Source organism: Streptomyces sp. NPDC048392, from assembly GCF_043200575.1.
Taxonomy (GTDB): Bacteria; Actinomycetota; Actinomycetes; order Streptomycetales; family Streptomycetaceae; genus Streptomyces.
The window spans coordinates 466828-484711 of sequence record NZ_JBICYB010000002.1 but is presented as its reverse complement, the minus strand read 5'-3'; the positions used below and the strand labels follow the sequence as shown (position 1 = coordinate 484711).

Sequence of the window (17884 nt, the reverse complement as noted above, 5' to 3'; positions counted from 1 at the left end):
GGACGACGGGCTCGTCATCGAAGTCGGCGAGCTGCGGATGCGCTACGGCACGAAGGAAGTCCTGCGCGGCGTGGACTTCTCCGTGCGCAGAGGGGAGGTCGTCGCCCTGCTCGGTCCCAACGGAGCGGGCAAGAGCACCACGGTCGAGGTGCTGGAGGGCTTCCGGAACCGGTCCGCGGGCCGGGTGGAAGTGCTGGGTACGGACCCCGCCCACGGCGGCGAGCGCTGGCGGGCCCGGCTGGGCATCGTCCTCCAGTCCTGGCGGGACCACCAGAAGTGGCGGGTGAGGGAGCTGCTCGTGCATGTCGCTGCCCTCTACCGGCCCTACTCCACCCCCGAGGTGCCCCGCCCGTGGGACGTGGACGAGCTGCTCGCCGCCGTCGGCCTCACCGAGCAGGCGCGCCAGCGGGTCGGCAGCCTCTCCGGCGGCCAGCGCCGTCGGCTGGACATCGCCGTCGGCGTGGTCGGCCGCCCGGAACTGCTCTTCCTCGACGAGCCCACCACCGGCTTCGATCCGGAGGCCCGGCAGGAGTTCCACGCCCTCGTCCAGGCGCTCGCGGAGCAGCACCACACCATCCTGCTCACCACGCACGACCTCCAGGAGGCGGAACGGCTCGCCGACCGGGTGCTGATCCTCATCGACGGCCGGATCGTCGCCGGGGGCACGGTCGACGAACTCGCCCGGCAGACGGGTGCGAACGCCGAGGTGACCTGGACCGGCGACGGCGGACGGCACCGCGCCCAGACCCCCGACCCCACCGCGTTCGTCCGGCGGCTGCTCGCCGAGGACGGCGCCCGGGTGAGCGATCTGAACGTCCGCCGCGGCGGGCTGGAGGAGGTCTACCTGGCAGTCGTCCGGGAGGCCGAGGCGGGACGGGCCGACGAGGCGGCCCGCGCACTCGAGGAGGCTGTCCGATGAGCGCGACCCCCACCGGGACCCCGTCCGCGCGGACGGCCGTATCCGCCACGGCGGGTCCGCGGACGAACGCCGTACGGCAGGGCCTGCGCCGCGGCGGCACGGAGCTGTGGCAGATCGTCACCAACGGCCAGGACCTGCTGGGCAACGTCATCTGGCTGGCCGGCATGCTGGCACCGCTGTGGATACTCCGGGACAACGAGCTGGACCCGGGCGGCATGTCGGTGGCGAGCTTCATCCTGCCCAGCGTGATGAGCATGAGCCTGGCCTTCCACGGCCTGTTCAGCCTGGCCCAGCAGCTCGTCGTGGAACGGCAGGACGGCACCCTGCTGCGGCTCAAAGCGCTCCCGCACGGGATGCTCAGCTATCTGGTGGGGAAGATGCTGCTGGTCGCCGGGACGGTGATCACCGCCTGCACGGTGGTGACCGTCACCGGCGTGTTCATGCTGGACGAGGTCTCGGCCGCCGATGCCGGACTGTGGACCACCCTGGCCTGGCTGCTGCCGCTCAGCCTGCTGGCCGTGCTGCCGGTCGGAGCCGTCCTGGGGTCGCTGATAGAGACACCGCGGAACATGAGCCTGATCATGATCCCGCTCTTCGGCCTCGCCGCGCTCTCCGGACTCTTCTATCCGGCTTCCCGGCTGCCCGAAGCGCTCCAGCACTTCGCCGAAGTCTTCCCGCTGTACTGGATCGGGCTCGGCGCCCGCTCGGCACTGCTGCCGGACAGTGCGGCCGCTGCCGAGATCGGCCAGGCCTGGCGCCACTGGGAAACGGTGGGCGTGCTCGGCGCCTGGGCGCTGGTGGGCCTGCTGGCGGCACCGGCGGTGCTCCGTCGCACCGCCCGCCGGGAGTCCGGCTCGGCGGTGGCCTCGCGCCGGGAGCGCGCCCTGCGGAACCCGATGTGAGGAGCGACGCCGTGCACATCCCGAACCCGAGCCCCGACGGCGCCGCGACACCGGCTTCGGACGAGGGCCCCGGCCCGGCGGCAGCCGGCTCCGGCGCGCCGCCCGGAATCGTACTGATCGTCGACCACCAGTTGCCCACCCCCGACCAGGACTCCGGCTCGCTCCGCCTCAGCCGCCTCGTCGAGCAACTCGTCCGGCTCGGCCGGTCGGTCCTCTTCTTCCCGGTGAACGGCGAGGCCCCCGAGCACTACGCGGCCCGGCTCCGCGACCGGGGCGTCGCGATCGTCCGCCGGCCCGAGCAGCAGAGCCGCTTCCTGCGCGACCACGGGCACCGGATCGGTCTGGCCCTGCTGTGCCGCCCGCAGCCCGCCCTGCGGATGATCGGTGAGCTGCGGGACCTCGCCCCGCAGTGCGTCATCGCCTACGACACCGTGGACCTGCACTTCCGGCGGTTCGGCAGGCAGGCCGACCTCGCGGAGCGCGAGGGCCGCACGGACCGGTTCACGCTGCGGGCGCGGGCGGAGACCAGTCGTGCGCTGGAACTGCTGCTGCTTCGGGCCAGTGACGTCACACTGGTGGTCTCCGAGGAGGAGCGCGCCCTGCTCCGCGCGCTGGAGCCGGGGGCGGACGTACGGGTGCTGTCCAACGTGCACGCTCCGGGGCAGCCCGGCGGCGGGCGTCCGGCCGGGGCCCGGGTCCTCTTCATCGGCAACTACCTGCACGCCCCCAACGTCGACGCGGCCCACTGGCTCGCCCGGGAGATCATGCCGCGGGTGCGCCGGGAGGTCCCGGAAGCGGTGCTGGACCTGATCGGCCCGGCGGCGCCGGCGTCCGTCACCGCGCTCGCCGGTACGGGCGTGAGCGTGCACGGCTGGGTGGAGACCCCGGCGCCGCTCTACGCCTCCGCCCGGGCCGCCGTCGCTCCGCTGCGGTACGGCGCCGGTGTCAAGGGCAAGGTCGGCGAGGCGCTGGAGCACGGCGTGCCGGTCGTCGGGACCCGGATCGCCTTCGAGGGCATGGGGCTGCGCGACGGCCACCAGGTGCTGGTCGGGGAGACCGCCGGGGAGCTCGCGGCCCACCTCGTCCGCCTGCTGCGGGACGACGAACTGGGCGTCCGACTGGTACGCGCCGCGCAGCCCGCGCTCCTGGCGCGCTTCGGTCCGGACGCGGCGCTGTCGTCGCTGCGCGAACTGCTCGCCCTCCCGCCCCGACGGCGGGCGGGCACCACCGGGTCGGGGTGCGGCGCCCCGCCCTGAGTCCCGGCCCCATCACCGAGCCCGCCCGTCCTGCACCGTCTGCCGTTCCGTCCGGTGGCCGGCAGGCGGACCCCGAACCCGAGATCACCTTCCAGGAGTGCCCGTGTCGACATCGCCCACCGCGCCCGCCTGCCGCAGCTGCGGCGGAACCCTGCGGGAGTTCCTCGACCTCGGCGCCCAGCCGATGGCGAACGCCTACGTGCCGCCCGAGCAGGCGGACGAGGAGGCCTTCTCGTTCCGGCTTGCCATCGGCAGCTGCGTCGACTGCGCCATGGTGCAGCTGATCGACGAGGTGCCGCACGACCGGATGTTCCACGACGCCTACCCCTACCGGTCGTCCGGATCGACGGTGATGCAGAGCCACTTCGAGCAGCTGGCCAGTCGGTTCCTGGCCGGCGAACTGACCGGGGCCGACCCTTTCCTCGTGGAACTGGGCAGCAACGACGGCATCATGCTCCGGAAGATCGCCGAGGCCGGCGTGCGCCACCTCGGCGTGGAACCCTGCGGCGACGTCGCCGGGGCGGGGGAGGCCGGCGGCATCCGGGTATGCAGTGAGTTCTTCGAGGAGAAGCTCGCGGCCCGCATCAGGGCCGAGGACGGCCCCGCGGACGTGATCTTCGCCGCCAACACCTTCTCGCACATCTCCTTCATCGACTCGGTGTTCCGCGGCATCGACGAACTCCTCGCCCCCGAGGGCGTCTTCGTGTTCGAGGACCCGTACTTCGGCGACCTGGTCGCCAAGACCTCCTTCGACCAGATCTACGACGAGCACATCTTCTTCTTCACGGTGAGTTCGGTGCGCGCCATGGCCCGCCGGTACGGCTTCGAACTCGTCGACGTCGAACGGCTCCCCGTCCACGGCGGAGAGATCCGCTGCACTCTGGCCCGTCCGGGGACGCGCCCGGTCTCCCCGGCGGTGACCGGGCTGCTGGCCGAGGAGGAGGCGGCCGGACTCACCAGCCCCGAGGTGCTGGCCGGGTTCGCCGCCGGGGTCGACCGGGTGTGCCGGGAACTCGTGACCGTCCTGGAGGAGGCCAAGGCGCAAGGGCTGACCGTCGCCGGTTACGGAGCCACCGCCAAGAGCGCCACCCTGCTCAACCGCTGTGGCATCGGCCCCGGTCTGCTGCCGTACGTCTGCGACTCCACCCCGGCCAAGCAGGGCCGTCTGACGCCCGGTACGGGCATCCCGATCCGGACGCCCGAGGCCTTCCGCGCGGATCCGCCCGACCTCGCGCTGCTGCTGGCCTGGAACCACGCGGAGGAGATCAAGCGGAAGGAATCGGGGTTCACCGCGGGCGGCGGCCGCTGGATCGAGTACGTCCCGCGGGTGCGGATCCAAGGGACCTGAGACCGTCCCGGCCGCGCCCTCGCCGGGCCCCGGGAACCGGCTGGGGCCCGGGCCCCGGCCGGGGGCGGGACGGCACGCCGGGTCAGGGGCCGGCGGTTCCCGGCCCCGCCACCGCCGACAGCCGGTGCACGTTCCGTGCGGAGCCCGTGACGCCGCTCAGGAAACCGCGGGCCCGAGGGGAGGCCGACTCGGTGAGCCAGGCGGGGTCGATGTCGCAGACGGCGACGCGGACCTCGGTGCCGGCGAGGGCCGGCGGCAGGGTGTGGACGACGGTGGAGGGGAAGCTGAGGACGGTGCGGCCGATCGGTCCGCGGCGGGCGATCAGCTCCAGGGGGAGGTCGGGGCGGACGATCTCCAGGCCGGTCTCCACGGCCAGCCGGTGCAGCTTCTCGGCGCTCTCGCGGCGGTGGGCGAAGTAGCGGGCCGCCCCGTGGGTCTTCGCCAGAGCGCGTACGGCGGCCACGTAGCGGTCGGCGTCGACGACGCCGGTCTCCACCAGGGAGGTGCCGACCATGTCGGCGCCCTTGGTGATGCGGGGCGGGCCGAAGCGGGCCCGGGTCCAGGCGAAGTCGTTGGCGGCGACGGTGACGCCGTCCGGGATCTCCGCCATCGGCATGGCGGAGAAGACGGAGACGCGGCGGTCCGGGGCCGGGGTCAGGCGGTGGCGGGCGGATCTGGAGACGGGGGCGAAGAACAGGTCGCGCGGACCGGGGCGGCTGCCCTTGCGGTGCCAGCGCACCAGGCGCTCGCCGCGGGCGAGCTGGGTCACGAACTCCATCGTGGCCGTGCCGTCGTCGACGACGACGAGGTCGTGGGCGCGGGTGATGGTGAGGAGCAGTTGTACGTAGCGGGAGAACGGGTCGCCCATGACGATCCGTTCCGTCCGGCGCAGTTCGGCGGCCAGGCCGCCCACCGTGCGGAAGGGGGCCGCGGCACCGCCGCGCGCCTCCTCCCAGCGGATCTCGTGGCCCTCCTTGCGGGCCAGCTCCGCCATGCGGCGCAGCTGGCCGCGGGTCATCGGGTCGACGGGCGAGAGGACCACGAGGGTGAGCTCCGCGCCGGGGGCGCGGGTGTGCGCCCACTCCAGCACGTTCAGCAGTTGTACCGGGCTCTCGACGAAGGCGAGAGTGCGGGGGCCGGCGTTCCCGGCGCGGGGGCTCATCGGTGCGGACCGTCCCGTGGTGAGTGACTCGGTGGCCGGTGGTCAGACGCCGACGGGCTCGCCCGCGGCGGCGGCGATCTCCGCCTCGGCGACGACGCCGTTGACGCGGCGCAGCTTCTTCATGGGGCCCAGCTCGGAGTCGTAGACCTTCTTGACGCCGTCGCCGAGGGAGGCCTCGATGGTGCGGATGTCGCGCACCAGGCGGGTGAGGCCCTGCGGCTCGACGGAGGCGGCCTGGTCGGAGCCCCACATGGCGCGGTCGAGCGTGATGTGGCGTTCGACGAACGCCGCCCCCAGCGCCACGGCGGCGAGCGTGGTCTGCAGGCCCGTCTCGTGGCCGGAGTAACCGATCGGGACGTTCGGGTACTCCTGCTGGAGGGTGTTGATGACGCGGAGGTTGAGCTCCTCGGCCTGCGCCGGGTACGTCGACGTGGCGTGGCACATCAGGATGTTGTCGGAGCCGAGGACCTCGACCGCGTGGCGGATCTGGCGAGGGGTCGACATCCCGGTCGAGAGGATGACCGTGCGGCCCGTCGCGCGCAGGGCGCGCAGCAGCTCGTCGTCGGTCAGGGAGGCGGAGGCGACCTTGTGGGCCGGCACGTCGAACTTCTCCAGGAAGGCGACGGCCTCGGTGTCCCACGGGGAGGCGAACCAGGCGATGTCCCTGGTCCGGCAGTAGGCGTCGATCTGACGGTACTCGTCCTCGCCGAACTCCACGCGGTGGCGGTAGTCGATGTACGTCATCCGGCCCCAGGGGGTGTCCCGCTCGATGTCCCACTGGTCGCGCGGGGTGCAGATCTCGGGGGTGCGCTTCTGGAACTTGACGGCGTCGCAGCCGGCCTCGGCGGCGGCGTCGATCAGCTTGAAGGCGTTGTCCAGCTCGCCGTTGTGGTTGATGCCGATCTCGCCGGTGATGTAGACGGGGCGGCCGGGGCCGGCCTCGCGGGTGCCGAAGGCGCGGATGCGGGAGTTGGTGCTCATGACAGGGGTTCCTTACGTGGACTGGGTGAGCGTGGGGGAGCCGGGGGTGCCGGTGGGATGGAGGGAGTCGAGTGAGGGGCCCAGGAGCCAGGTGGCGATCTCCCGTACGGCGCCTTCGCCGCCGGGGACGGTGGTGACCGCGCGGGCCGCGCCGCGTACGGCGTCGTGGGCGCTCGCGACCGCCACGGGCCAGCCGACGAGGGCGAAGCACGGGAGGTCGTTGACGTCGTTGCCGACGTAGAGGACGCGTTCGGGCGCGATGCCCTGTTCCTCGCACCACTGTTCGAGGGCGAGGTCCTTGCGGTCGATGCCGTGCAGCACGGGGAGCTTGAGCTTGCGCGCGCGGGCGGCGACGACCGGGTTCACCTCCGTGGACAGGATCAGCATCGGCAGGCCGCTGCGGCGCAGGGCGGCGATGCCGAGTCCGTCGCCGCGGTGCACGGAGACGGACTCCCGTCCGTCGGAGTCGATCAGCACCCGGTCGTCGGTCTGGGTGCCGTCGAAGTCGAGGACGACCGCGTCGATGTCGTCGGCGGTCGGAAGCGCGCCGGGCCCGGCGGCGTCGAAGTGCGGTGCCAGGGCGCGGGCGCGGGCCAGGTCGTGCGGGTCGTCGATCTCCAGGACCCGGGCCGGGTCGGTGCGGACCAGTTCGGTGCGGCCGAAGAAGCGGTGCCGGTGCTTGCGGAAGCCGGGGGCGGCCATGGCGTAGGCGGCGCCGGTCTCCAGCAGGTCCTGGGGGCGGTCCTGGCGGCGGGGGCGGTAGGACTTGTCGTGGTTGACGCCGTGGCCGCCCTCCCCGCGGCCCGCTCCGTCGCGCCACACGAACCCGTGGAAGGGGGCCACGGTCACCGCGGTGTCGGCACCGTCGCCGGCGACCGCGCCGGCCACGCCGTCGACGTCCTCGCGGGCCAGGAAGGGGCTGGTGCACTGGACGAGCAGCACCACGTCGACGGCGGCGCCGTGCAGGGCCTCGTGGGTGTCCATCGCGTGCAGCACGGCGGCCTCGGAGGTGGCCGTGTCCCCGGCGATGGCGGCGGGCCGCAGCACGACCTCGGCGCCGGCCTCGCGGGCCGCGGCGGCGATGGCCTGGTCGTCGGTGGAGACGACGACGTCCGTCACCAGCCGGGCGGCCCGGCATTCGCGCACCGCGCGGACCACCAGGGGGACGCCGCCGACGGGGGCGAGGTTCTTCGCGGGCACGCCCTTGGAGCCGCCGCGCGCGGGGATCACCGCGAGCACCCGGCGCACCGAAGCACCCTGGCCCGCTTCCGGGTCGGACATGGGAACTGCTCCTTGCGCAGGGGTCCGCGAACACGCGGAGGTCTCGGGTATCGGGGCGGTCACAGCTCCCCCATCCGCCGGATCACCGGGGCGACCCGCTGGACGCCGTGCCGGTAGGCGCCGCGTGCCGCTCGGCGCACCACCTGCCGGACCGGGCCCGGGGACCTGTCGGCGGCCGGTGCGCCGGGCAGCGGGGTGCCGTCGGGGGCGAGGTGGTGGCGGGCGAGGATGCCGGGGAGGTATCCGGGGGCGGTGACGGGGGTGTAGTACGGGGCGAGCGGGGGCAGGCCGCCGGGCCCGCCGAGGAGACCGGCGATGCGTTCGCGGGCCTCGTCGAAGGCGGTCTCGTAGCCGCCGTCCGCCGCCACACCCTGCCGGGCGACCCACTCGGGGTCGGGCGCCGGCCGGTGCCCCGCGTCGAGCTGGTCCCAGGAGGCGAGGCAGCCGGAGCCCACGAAGTGGTGGTTGCCGAGCGCCTCGCGCACGCCCAGGTCGGTCAGGACGACCGTGGGGACGCGGCGGTGCAGGGATTCGAGGGCCGCCGTGGAGCTGACGGTGACCAGCAGGTCGGTGCGGTCGAGGACCTCGCCCATGTGGCCGTAGACCAGGCGGAAGTTGGGCGGCGGGTCGGCCCGCTGCACCAGCTTCTGGTAGGGCAGCTCCTCGATGTGCGTGGTGTGTTCGCCGGGCCTGGAGCGCAGCTTGAGCAGCACCTCGCGCCCGGGATGCAGGCGGGCGTGCCGGATCAGCCGTTCGAGGAGGTACGTACGGTCCTCGCGGCTGTCCGGCACGGAGGGCTGGGCGGCGAACACGACCGTGTGGGGGCGGTCCCCGTCGCCCGTCCCGTCGGGCTCACCGGCGTAGGCGGCTCCGCCGAGGAAGGGCAGGGCGACCTCGGTCACCGCGGCGGCGTCGGCGCCGACGCCCTCGTACACGGCTCGGAAACGGTCCGCGTCCTGGCGGGAGTTGGCGAGGACGAGGTCGGCGCCGTGGCGCAGCAGCAGGCCGTCGGCGAGCTTCTCGTAGACGACGCCGACGTAGCCGGTGACGACCACGGGCCGCTCGGCGCGGTCCCGCCAGACGCGGCCGAGGCCGTGCAGCATCGCCTGGACGCCGCCGCCGACCAGCGCGAGGACGAGGACGTCGTACGACTCCTCGCCCCTCGCCCCGTCCACGGCGCGCAGGAACTCGACGGCGGTCACCTCGCGGAGCGAGTCCGCGCTGACGCCGACTTCCCGCAGCTGGCGGGCGGTGGGGGTGGCTCGGCCGCGCAGGAGGTAGCCGTCGAGGTGGATCTCCGTGTCCTCGGGACAGACGCGGGTCGCGGTGAGCGCGCCCCATTTCCACCGGGTGTCGGAGTCCGCCAGGACGGCGACTCGCAGGGCCTTCGTTGCACTTGCTGGCACGCCGTAGACGCTAGGAAGCCATTTCTAGTAACCGCCCAACCGGAATCCAACAAATGGTGAACAGCACATCGCCGAATGGGGAATCGAGCCGCCCGAAGCCGGGGGAAATGCCCGCTTCACCGCTTCGCCACGCCGCGTTCATCCGGATTCAAGGAACCGGTAAAGCCGCGTGCCGGACCGCCGCATAACGTCGCTCGCATGCCCAAACTCTCCGTCATCGTGCCGTTCTACAACGTGCGGCAATACGCCCCGGACACTCTGCGGAGTCTGCGCGCCAACGCGCGGGACGACTTCGAGTTCATTCTCGTCGACGACTGCTCCACCGACGGGACCGTGGACCTCCTCGCGCGCGCCGAGCGCGAGCTGCCGGGGTCGGTGCTGGTCGTACACGAACGAAACGGTGGCCTGGCGACCGCCCGCAACACCGGCATCGACCGGGCGCGCGGCGAGTACGTCACCTTCCTGGACGGCGACGACTGGCTGGCGCCCGGCCACTTGGCCGCCCTGGTGGCCGCGATCGAGAAGCTGGACGTCGACTTCGTGCGCACCGACCACGTGCAGTGCGCGGGGCGCGACCGCACCCTGCACCGGGTCCCGCACGGCCGCCGCAACACGGCCCAGCGGCCGCGCGACGCGATCCTGCCCGCCCACCGCACCACCTCCGTCGACTACGCCTACGCGTGGGCGGGCGTCTACCACCGCCGGCTGGCCGAGCGCGGCCTGCTGCACTTCACCGACGGGCTGCGCACGGCCGAGGACCGGCCGTGGATCTGGAGACTGCACCGGGAGGCGGAGTCCTTCGCGGTGACCGGACTGCTCGGTGTCTTCTACCGGCGCGGGGTGGCGTCCTCGCTCACCCAGGTCGGTGACGTGCGCCAGCTCGACTTCGTCCGCGCCTTCGACGAGGTGCTCGCGGGGGCGGCCGGGGACGCGGACGCCGCGCGGCTGGTACCGAAGGCGGTCCGCACGTACTGCGCGGTCATCTCCCACCACCTCGGTTCCATCGAGCGGTTCGAGCCCGCCGTCGCGCGGACACTGAGGGCCGGGAGCGCGGCGGCGCTGCGGCGGATGCCGCAGGACGCCCTCGACGAGGCGCTCGACACGATGGACTCCGAGCGCGCCGTGCGGTTGCGCCGGCTGCGCCGGCGCGCGGCCTCGGGACAGCCGGACGAGGGGGCGGCCGCGTGACCGCGCAGATCTTCCTGGCGTCCACGCCGTACGGCACGGCCACGCTCGCGGCGGCCCTGGACAGCGGCTGCTTCGACGCGGCGGACCGGCGGATCCTGCTGGTCTCCAACAACGCGGCGACGCCCGAGACGACGCCGTCGCTGGAGTCGATGCCGGGATTCGAGCGGCTGCGGGCCCGGTTCGACGACGTGGTGTCGTGGAACGAGGCGGTCTTCCCCTTCCATCCCGGCGACTGGTCACCGCGCGCCGGGGACGTGCCGTTGTGGGAGCGGCACCTGCGGCTGGCCTGGGGACTCGGCGACGACGACGTGGCGCTGACCGTGGAGTCGGTCGACATACCGCCCGCCCTCGGCGTGGCGCAGATCTTCACCGACGCGCCCCTGACCGTCTACGCGGACGGCCTGATGAGCTACGGGCCCACCCGCGCCAAACTGGCCCCGCTGGTCGGCACCCGCGTGGAGCGGCTGCTCCACCTGGACCTGGTGCCGGGGCTCGCGCCGCTGCTGCTGACGGAGTTCGGCGTCGAGCCCGAGATCGTGCCGTCCGCGGCGTTCACCGAGGTGCTGGACGAACTGGCGGACACCGGCGCCGCCCTGCCGGACGGGGAGCGGCCCGTGGTGCTGCTCGGCCAGTACCTGTCGGCGCTGGGCGTCCTCTCCGCCGAGGAGGAGGAGACCCTGCACGTGCGGATGCTGACCGGCGCGGCCGGACTCGGGCACACACGCGTGGTGTTCAAGGCGCATCCCACGGCCCCCGCCCGCTTCACCCGCGGGCTGGAGCGGGAGGCCGCGAAGCTCGGGATCGACCTCACCGTGGTGGAGACGCCGGTCCTCGCCGAGGTGCTGTTCCGGCACACGCGTCCGGCGCTGGTCGTCGGCTGCTTCTCCACCGCCCTGCTCACCGCGTCCACGCTGTACGGCCTGCCGGTCGCCCGCGTGGGCACCGGGACGCTGCTGGACCGGCTGACGCCGTACGAGAACGGCAACCGCGTCCCCGCCACCCTCGTGGACGCGCTCCTGCCGGATCTGGCGGACGCGGCCGCCGTCGCCGAGGGCCGGCGGGGCATGTCCGCCGACGCCCTGTCCGCGCTGGTGCGGGCCGTCGGGTTCGCGATGCGGCCGAGGGTCCTGCCGGAGTTGCGGCCGGCGGCGGAGGAGTACCTGCGCACGCACCTGGACGCCCGCACCCGGCGGTACTTCAAGAAGCGCAGGCTCACCTCGCTCGGCCTGCCGGGCGGCATCCCGGCCCGGCTGGGATTCCTGCCGCACAGCTCCACGGCCCGCAGGGCCGTCCGCCGGGCACGGGCCGTCCGGCGGTCGATCGGGGGGTGAGGCGCCGCCCGGAGAGGGCTGTCCGTGCACGGCCGGGAGGGGGGATCCCGGCCGGCCGCGGTCGGCGCGGTGACGGCCGCGGTCGGCGCGGTGACGGCCGTGGTCGGCGCGGTCGTCATGCGGCACCGGGGGCGTCCGGGAATCCGCCCGGGACACCCAGGAATTCATCTCCCCTGCGAATGGAGTTCGCTTCTCCGTGCCTTTCAGGACACCGCCGAATCCGGCGGCGTCGTTAGCCTGTTCCCATCTCCAACCTTCGAGCGTGAGAGGCCCGCGTGCCGAAACTGTCCGTCGTCGTCCCCATGCACAATGTGGAAGGCTTCGCCGAGAGCACCCTGAGAAGTCTGGCCAACAACGCGGACCCCGACTTCGAGTTCCTGCTCGTCGACGACTGCTCCACGGATTCCACCCCATGGGCGATCGACCGCTGGGCCAAGCGGCGTACCGACACCCGGGTGATCCGGCACGAGGCGAACAGGGGCATAGCCCAGGCGCGCAACAGCGGTATCGACGCGGCCCGGGGCGAGTTCATCACGTTCCTCGACGGCGACGACTGGTACGGGCCGGGCCATCTCGCCGAACTGGTCTGCTTCGCGGAGGAGCTGGGCTGCGACTTCGCCCGCACCGACCACGTCCAGGCCACCGGTGCCGAACGGGTGATCAGGCGGCCCCCGGCCCGGCTGCGCAACACCGTCATGGACCCGCGCGACGGGATTGCGCCGCCCCACATGGAGACGATGGTCGACTACCCCTTCGTCTGGGCGGGGATCTACCGGCGGCACCTCTTCGAGGACGGCGGGATGCGCTTCGCGACCGAACTGCGCACGGCCGAGGACCGGCTGTGGATCTGGCGTCTGCACCTGAGGGCCGCGTCGTACGCGTCCGTCGGTCTGCACGGCGTGTTCTACCGGCGGGGCGTCGCCACCTCGCTCACCCAGATCAGGGACTCCCGCCAGCTGGACTTCATCCCGGCCTACGACATGCTCCTCGCGGACCTGTCGCGGGACCCGGAGGCCGAGCGCTTCCTCCCCAAGGCCGTACGGACGTACTGCGCCATGATCGCCTTCCACCTCGGCAAGGTGAACGAGTACGAGTCCTCGGCCGCCCAGCGGCTGCGGCGCGAGGCGCGGGACGCGCTGCACCGCATGCCCCAGCACGTGCTGGAGGAGACCCTCCGCACCATCGACAGCACCCGCGGCAGGCTGCTCGGCCGCCTGCGTGACGGGCGGAAGGCTGCCTGACCCATGCCTCACACGACCCAGCTCTTCCAGGTGTCCACCCTGTACGGAGCGGCCACCCTCGCCGCGGCGCTCGACGCCGGCCTGTTCGGCCCGCGTGACGGTGCCCGGCGCGTCCTGCTGGTCTCCAACAACGCGGCGATACCGGAGACCGCGCTGCGCCTGGACGAGATGCACGGGTACGAGCGCGTATCCGGCCGGTTCGACTCCGTCGTCTCCTGGAACGAGGCGATCCGCCCGCACCACCCCAGCGCCTGGGGTCCGCGGGGCAACGACGTGACCCTGTGGCAGAAGGCGTTCCGTCTCGCCTGGGGCATCGGGGAACGGGAACCGGTCGAGCTGGCCGTCGAGTCGATCCAGGTCAACCCGGCCCGCGCGCTGGCGGCGATCTTCTCCGAGAGCGCCCTGCACGTCTACGCCGACGGTCTGATGAGTTACGGCCCGACCCGCGAGAAACTGCCGCTGACCCTCGCGTGCCGCGTGCAACGGCTGCTCCACCTCGACCTGATACCGGGTCTGCGGCCGATGCTGCTGTCCGAGTACGGCGTCGAGCCCGTGATCGTGCCCGACGCGGCGTTCCGCGCGGTGCTCGACGAGGTCTCCCGGGACGCGGCCGGCGACCCCGGGCTGGCCCCCGTGCTGCGGGAGAAGCCGACGGCCGTGCTGCTCGGCCAGTACCTGGCGGCGATCAACATCCTGAGCGCCGGGGAGGAGGAGGACCTCCACGTCCGGATGCTCACCGGGGCCGCGCGGGCCGGGCACCGTTCCGTGGTCTTCAAGCCCCACCCGACGGCCCCGGCCGGGTACACGGCCGCGCTGAGCAAGGCCGCGGCGGACGCGGGCGTACGGCTGACCGTGCTGGACGCGCCCCTGCTGGCCGAGACGCTGTACCACCACTGCGCGCCGGACCTCGTCGTCGGCTGCTTCTCCACGGCGATGGTGACCGCCTCGGCCTACTACGACGTGCCCGTCGCCCGGGTGGGTACGGCGCTGGTGACGGAGCGGCTCAGGCCCTACCCGAACAGCAACCGCGTGCCCCTGACCGTCATCGACCACCTGGTCCCCGACCTGGAACGCGATCAGGCCCCGGCGCTCGTCGGCCCGGCTCCCGATTCGTTGTCACCGCTGGTGCGGGCGGTCGGTTTCTGCATGCAGCCCAAGACCTACGCGGAGCTGCGCGAGCCGACGGAGACCTGGCTGCGGGCCAACCTGGCCGCCGGTCCCGGCTACTACTTCCCCGAGCTGCGGCTGACCGAGCTGGGGCTGCCCGGCAGCCGCCCGCAGCTGCGCGCCAGGCTCCAGGTGCGGCGGGCCCGGCGGGTGGTGCGCAGGGCGGTGCGGCGCGGCACCGGGGGGAAGTGACCGGCCGGACCCGCGATGCCGTGTACCCCGGGGCCCTCGCCGAGCGGCGGGGCCCCGGCAGGCGCGCGCCGCCCGGCTCAGCCGAGCCAGCGGCCCAGCCGCAGCCGTGTCCACAGCAGCGCGGCGGCGAAGGACAGGACGACCGTGGCCAGGGTGAGCCCGAGGAGCCCGCCCACGGCGGCCGGCGGGCCCGCGTCCGCGGAGACCAGGCGCGGGGCGAGCGCCTCAAGGAAGAGCAGGTGGACCAGGTAGGCGCCGAAGGAGGCCCCGGCGAGCCTGCCGAGCAGCGGCCGGAACCGCTCGGGCACCCCGATCCGGTTGAGGCCCATCAGCAGGGTCCCGGCGAGCAGCGCCACCACGACCGACGCGTACGGGCTCGGGAAGTGCACCCGGTGCTCGTAGACGGCGACCGCGGCCCACGCGCAGAGCCCGCCGGCCAGCCACAGCAGGCGCCGTCGCCGTCCGGCGACCGCGGACCCCGGCAGCGACAGCAGGACGGCCCCGGCGACGGCGTACACGATCTGGTAGACGCCGGGCTGCCAGGCGAAGGGCGGAACGCGGACGCCGAGGAGTCGCCCGAGGTCGCCGAGGAGGGGCGGAGCGAGCGCGAGACCGAGCAGCGCGGCGCCCGCGCCCCAGGGCCGCTTGCCGTTCCGGACCAGGACGGCCACCGACAGCAGCAGGATCACGGGGACGTAGGCGTACAGGTACCAGAGGTGGAAGGCGGGCCGTACGGAGCCGAACAGGGCCTCCCACGCCAGCTTCCGGGTGGGGCCGGTACCGGCGTCGCGTGCCCGGTCCCACAGCAGGTAGACGGCGGTCCACACGGCCATGGGCACGACGATGCGGGTCAGCCGTCCGCGGAGCTGCCCGCCGTCCCGGGGCGGTGCCCCGCCGAGCACGACCCACCCGGCGATCGCGAAGAACAGCGGCACGGCGCACCGGCTCAGCGCGTCCCCGGCGAGCGCGGTCCAGTACACGGGACCGCCCTGCGAGGGGGTGCGGTCCACGGCCTTCATGAGTTCGCCCGCGGCGTGGCAGACGATGACCCCGACCGAGGCCAGGACGCGGACGAGGTCGATGTCGTACCGGTGCTCGCCCCGGGGGCGCGGGGCCGGTGCGCCCGTCCCGGTGGGGCCGGGCGTGGGCAGGGGCGTGGGGGCGGGCGTGCGCAGGGGCGTGGGGCCGGGCGTGCGCAGGGGCTCGGCGGTGGTCGAGGGTTCGGCGGCGATGGGGGGTCACTCCCGGACAGGACGCGCGGCCCGCCGGTGGTCCGGCCGGGCTCGGGGATCGGACGGCCCGCGCCCCGCGCACCCGCGGTGCCGCGCGGGCGGACATCGACGCAGGCTATGAGGGCGCCCCGCACGCCCGGAACCCGTTCCGGATGAACATCGGCGACAGTCGCGTGACCTTCCGGTGAACGCCGGGGGCCGCCGGTCGATCTTCACGGACAGGGCCGGGCCGGGCATATTGGGCGATCCGTGCGATTTTCCTCCCATCGGATCGCGCGCGCCGACGCCCTTTCGGGCGGCGAGGGGGCATCCTCCCCTCATGGCCACTGCGCAAGAGACGCACGAGTACCCCGGTGAGCTGAACGACGTCCCGGGCTGGTTCTGGCCGCTCGACCAGGTGCTGTTCTCCTGGTTCCTGGAGCGGCAGGAGCGGCTGGGCACCCGTGGCGACCTGCTCGAACTGGGCGCCTACCTGGGCAGGAGCGCGATCCTGCTCGGACACCGCCTGCGCGACGGCGAGACGCTCACCGTCTGCGACCTGTTCGGGGCGGAGCCGCCGGACGCGGCCAACCGGGCGGAGGCGGCGAAGTCCTACTCCTCCCTCACCCGGCAGGCCTTCGAACGCAACTACCTGTCCTTCCACGACACCCTGCCGACGATCATCCAGGCCCCCAGTTCCGCCATCCTCGACGAGGTCGCGCCCGGTACCTGCCGCTTCGTCCACATCGACGCCTCGCACCTGTACGAGCACGTGGAGGGCGACATCCGGGCGGCCCGGGAGCTGCTGGGGCCCGACGGCATCGTCGTCCTGGACGACTTCCGCAGCGAGCACACCCCGGGCGTCGCGGTCGCGGCCTGGGAGGCGGTGCTCAACCGCGGGCTGCGCCCGGTGTGCCTGAGCAGCCAGAAGCTGTACGGCACCTGGGGCGACCCGGAGCCCGTGCGGGAGGAGCTGATGGCGGCGCTGCGCGGGCGCGACGACATCGCCGTGACCGTCGAACGGGCCGCCGGGCACCGGCTGGTGCGGACCCGCGCCCGGAGCAAGCGGCTGCGGCCGCCCTCGCTGCCGTCCTCGCGGCACCCGGCGGCACCCGCCGCGGGCCGGCCGGATGCCGCGCCGGTGCCGGGGCAGACCGCGCAGACCCGTCCGGCGGACGGGGCGCCCCGTGCGGCCCGGCCGTCGGCGCCGCGCGACCGCACCCGGCGGCTCGCCCTCGACCTGCTGCCGCCGGTCGTCACGCGTGCGGTGCGCCGGTACCGGGCGGCGCGGCGGACGAAGGCGGACGGGGCGGCTCAGTCCAGGCCGTAGGCCGCCCCGATCCCCGTGATCACCAGGGCCAGCGACTCCTCGAAGTGGTCCTCGAAGTCCGTGAACATCTGCGCGCCCGCCGCCGCCGTCAGGGGGTGGCCGGCCATCATGCGGGCGCGCGCGTCCACGTCGAAGCCCTCCCGGCGCTCGCCCGGGAGGGGCTGGACGCCCTGCTCCTCGGTGACGAAGCCGAGGGTGAACAGGTACGCCGTCGTGGTGGCCCGCACCGCCTGGGCGAGGGTGAGGCCGGCACCGGTGAACAGGCGGAGGTTCTCCTCCATCTGCTCGGCGTGCTCCGCGCCGGTGAAGCGTGAGCCGCTGAACACCTTGGCGCCGTCGCGGTAACACAGCAGCGACGTCCGCAAGCCCCGGTTGACCTTGAGCAGCCGCTCCCGCCAGGTGTCGTCCGGGGCGAGCGGGGTCCCGGCGACCATGCGCCGGTACATCTCGGTGGCCATCTCGTCGAGCAGCGCCTGCTTGTCCTTGAAGTGCCAGTACAGGGCGGGCGCCTTGACGTCCAGCCGCCTGGCGACGGTGCGCAGGGTCAGGCCGTCGAGGCCGACGGCGGTCACGGAGGGTGCGCTGCGGGCCGGTGACCGCGCGCCCGACGGGACGGTGGACGGCGTACGGCTCTTCGACGCGTTCCGGGGGCCGCACTGGACGCTGCTGGCGCTGGGCACCGACGCGCCCGGCGGTGGAGCGGGGACGGCGGTGCGGGTGGTGCGCGGGGGTGCGCTCGGGGCGTACGGCGCGGGGCTGTTCCTGGTGCGGCCGGACGGGTACGTGGGGTGGGCCGGGGACACGCCGGACGGCCTCGGCGGCTACCTGGACCGGTTCGGGGTCATCGGCTGAGGCCCGAACCGGTGCCCGTCGGCCGTCGCCGCCGGGCAGCTCGTCCCGGAGACGGCCGGCGGCACCGGCAAGCGACGCCTCGTGCGTCACGACGGCCACGGCAAGCCGCCCGTTCGA

Annotated in this window: 15 protein-coding genes and 1 pseudogene; 10 read left to right on the top strand and 6 right to left on the bottom strand. The window is 73.8% G+C overall.

The features are described 5' to 3' along the window. The first annotated feature begins 37 nt into the window (after nucleotides 1–37). From ACGFYH_RS06135 to ACGFYH_RS06120, 4 genes are all read left to right on the top strand, one after another. The gene (locus ACGFYH_RS06135; protein ID WP_393801958.1) at nucleotides 38–919 is read left to right on the top strand and encodes an ABC transporter ATP-binding protein; all 882 of its coding nucleotides are present in this window, start codon (nucleotides 38–40) and stop codon (nucleotides 917–919) included. Continuing rightward, the gene (locus ACGFYH_RS06130; protein ID WP_393801914.1) at nucleotides 916–1821 is read left to right on the top strand and encodes an ABC transporter permease; all 906 of its coding nucleotides are present in this window, start codon (nucleotides 916–918) and stop codon (nucleotides 1819–1821) included. Before ACGFYH_RS06135 ends, ACGFYH_RS06130 begins: the two co-directional genes overlap by 4 nt. An 11-nt stretch (nucleotides 1822–1832) precedes the next feature. Next, the gene (locus tag ACGFYH_RS06125) at nucleotides 1833–3077 is read left to right on the top strand and encodes a glycosyltransferase (RefSeq protein WP_393801913.1); all 1245 of its coding nucleotides are present in this window, start codon (nucleotides 1833–1835) and stop codon (nucleotides 3075–3077) included. A 103-nt stretch (nucleotides 3078–3180) separates the two neighbouring features. Beyond that, nucleotides 3181–4425, top strand: a complete 1245-nt coding sequence (locus ACGFYH_RS06120; RefSeq protein WP_393801912.1) for a methyltransferase domain-containing protein — start codon at nucleotides 3181–3183, stop codon at nucleotides 4423–4425. 82 nt (nucleotides 4426–4507) lie between these two features. Here ACGFYH_RS06120 and ACGFYH_RS06115 read toward each other — a convergent pair whose 3' ends face one another. From ACGFYH_RS06115 to ACGFYH_RS06100, 4 genes are read right to left on the bottom strand one after another with little or no spacing between them, the layout of a single operon-like run. Then, a complete protein-coding gene (locus ACGFYH_RS06115; RefSeq protein WP_393801911.1) occupies nucleotides 4508–5587 on the bottom strand; it encodes a hypothetical protein in 1080 nt (359 codons plus the stop codon). A 42-nt stretch (nucleotides 5588–5629) separates the two neighbouring features. Continuing rightward, on the bottom strand, nucleotides 5630–6568 hold the full coding sequence (locus tag ACGFYH_RS06110) for an N-acetylneuraminate synthase family protein (RefSeq protein ID WP_393801910.1): 939 nt from the start codon (nucleotides 6566–6568) through the stop codon (nucleotides 5630–5632). A 12-nt stretch (nucleotides 6569–6580) separates the two neighbouring features. Beyond that, nucleotides 6581–7849 carry a cytidylyltransferase domain-containing protein gene (locus ACGFYH_RS06105; protein WP_393801909.1) on the bottom strand — a complete coding sequence of 423 codons (1269 nt, stop codon included), beginning with the start codon at nucleotides 7847–7849 and terminating at the stop codon, nucleotides 6581–6583. Nucleotides 7850–7908: 59 nt separating this feature from the next. Beyond that, a complete protein-coding gene (locus ACGFYH_RS06100; protein ID WP_393801908.1) occupies nucleotides 7909–9255 on the bottom strand; it encodes a DUF6716 putative glycosyltransferase in 1347 nt (448 codons plus the stop codon). Nucleotides 9256–9453: 198 nt separating this feature from the next. On the opposite strand from ACGFYH_RS06100, the gene ACGFYH_RS06095 reads away from it, so the two are divergent. The 4 genes from ACGFYH_RS06095 (at nucleotide 9454) to ACGFYH_RS06080 (ending at nucleotide 14374) form a co-directional block, all read left to right on the top strand. Further along, nucleotides 9454–10443, top strand: coding sequence for a glycosyltransferase family 2 protein (locus tag ACGFYH_RS06095; protein ID WP_393801907.1), 990 nt, complete (start codon nucleotides 9454–9456; stop codon nucleotides 10441–10443). Beyond that, nucleotides 10440–11774, top strand: coding sequence for a polysialyltransferase family glycosyltransferase (locus ACGFYH_RS06090; protein WP_393801906.1), 1335 nt, complete (start codon nucleotides 10440–10442; stop codon nucleotides 11772–11774). Before ACGFYH_RS06095 ends, ACGFYH_RS06090 begins: the two co-directional genes overlap by 4 nt. A 275-nt stretch (nucleotides 11775–12049) precedes the next feature. Further along, a complete protein-coding gene (locus ACGFYH_RS06085) occupies nucleotides 12050–13015 on the top strand; it encodes a glycosyltransferase family 2 protein (protein ID WP_393801905.1) in 966 nt (321 codons plus the stop codon). 3 nt (nucleotides 13016–13018) lie between these two features. Then, nucleotides 13019–14374 (top strand): polysialyltransferase family glycosyltransferase, encoded by a 1356-nt coding sequence (locus tag ACGFYH_RS06080; RefSeq protein ID WP_393801904.1) that lies wholly within the window; start codon nucleotides 13019–13021, stop codon nucleotides 14372–14374. Between the two features lie 77 nt (nucleotides 14375–14451). On the opposite strand, the gene ACGFYH_RS06075 is transcribed toward ACGFYH_RS06080, so the two are convergent. Further along, the gene (locus ACGFYH_RS06075; RefSeq protein WP_393801957.1) at nucleotides 14452–15525 is read right to left on the bottom strand and encodes an acyltransferase; all 1074 of its coding nucleotides are present in this window, start codon (nucleotides 15523–15525) and stop codon (nucleotides 14452–14454) included. A gap of 400 nt (nucleotides 15526–15925) precedes the next feature. Here ACGFYH_RS06075 and ACGFYH_RS06070 point away from each other — a divergent pair, with 400 nt between their 5' ends. Continuing rightward, the gene (locus ACGFYH_RS06070; protein WP_393801903.1) at nucleotides 15926–16915 is read left to right on the top strand and encodes a class I SAM-dependent methyltransferase; all 990 of its coding nucleotides are present in this window, start codon (nucleotides 15926–15928) and stop codon (nucleotides 16913–16915) included. On the opposite strand, the gene ACGFYH_RS06065 is transcribed toward ACGFYH_RS06070, so the two are convergent. Continuing rightward, a complete protein-coding gene (locus ACGFYH_RS06065; RefSeq protein WP_393801902.1) occupies nucleotides 16900–17487 on the bottom strand; it encodes a TetR/AcrR family transcriptional regulator in 588 nt (195 codons plus the stop codon). The genes ACGFYH_RS06070 and ACGFYH_RS06065 overlap by 16 nt on opposite strands. On the opposite strand from ACGFYH_RS06065, the pseudogene ACGFYH_RS06060 reads away from it, so the two are divergent. Then, nucleotides 17480–17767, top strand: a pseudogene (locus ACGFYH_RS06060) (pentachlorophenol monooxygenase); the annotation flags it as partial. The gene ACGFYH_RS06065 and the pseudogene ACGFYH_RS06060 overlap by 8 nt on opposite strands. Between the last annotated feature and the right edge of the window lie 117 nt (nucleotides 17768–17884).

Bases quoted from the DNA above. Each gene is read 5' to 3' on its own strand.
- ACGFYH_RS06080 (WP_393801904.1), top strand. From the start codon at position 13,019: ATGCCTCACACGACCCAGCTCTTCCAGGTGTCCACCCTGTACGGAGCG.
- ACGFYH_RS06095 (WP_393801907.1), top strand. From the start codon at position 9,454: ATGCCCAAACTCTCCGTCATCGTGCCGTTCTACAACGTGCGGCAATAC.
- ACGFYH_RS06105 (WP_393801909.1), bottom strand. From the start codon at position 7,849: ATGTCCGACCCGGAAGCGGGCCAGGGTGCTTCGGTGCGCCGGGTGCTC.
- ACGFYH_RS06070 (WP_393801903.1), top strand. From the start codon at position 15,926: ATGGCCACTGCGCAAGAGACGCACGAGTACCCCGGTGAGCTGAACGAC.
- ACGFYH_RS06130 (WP_393801914.1), top strand. From the start codon at position 916: ATGAGCGCGACCCCCACCGGGACCCCGTCCGCGCGGACGGCCGTATCC.
- ACGFYH_RS06110 (WP_393801910.1), bottom strand. From the start codon at position 6,568: ATGAGCACCAACTCCCGCATCCGCGCCTTCGGCACCCGCGAGGCCGGC.
- ACGFYH_RS06135 (WP_393801958.1), top strand. From the start codon at position 38: ATGCGCTACGGCACGAAGGAAGTCCTGCGCGGCGTGGACTTCTCCGTG.
- ACGFYH_RS06115 (WP_393801911.1), bottom strand. From the start codon at position 5,587: ATGAGCCCCCGCGCCGGGAACGCCGGCCCCCGCACTCTCGCCTTCGTC.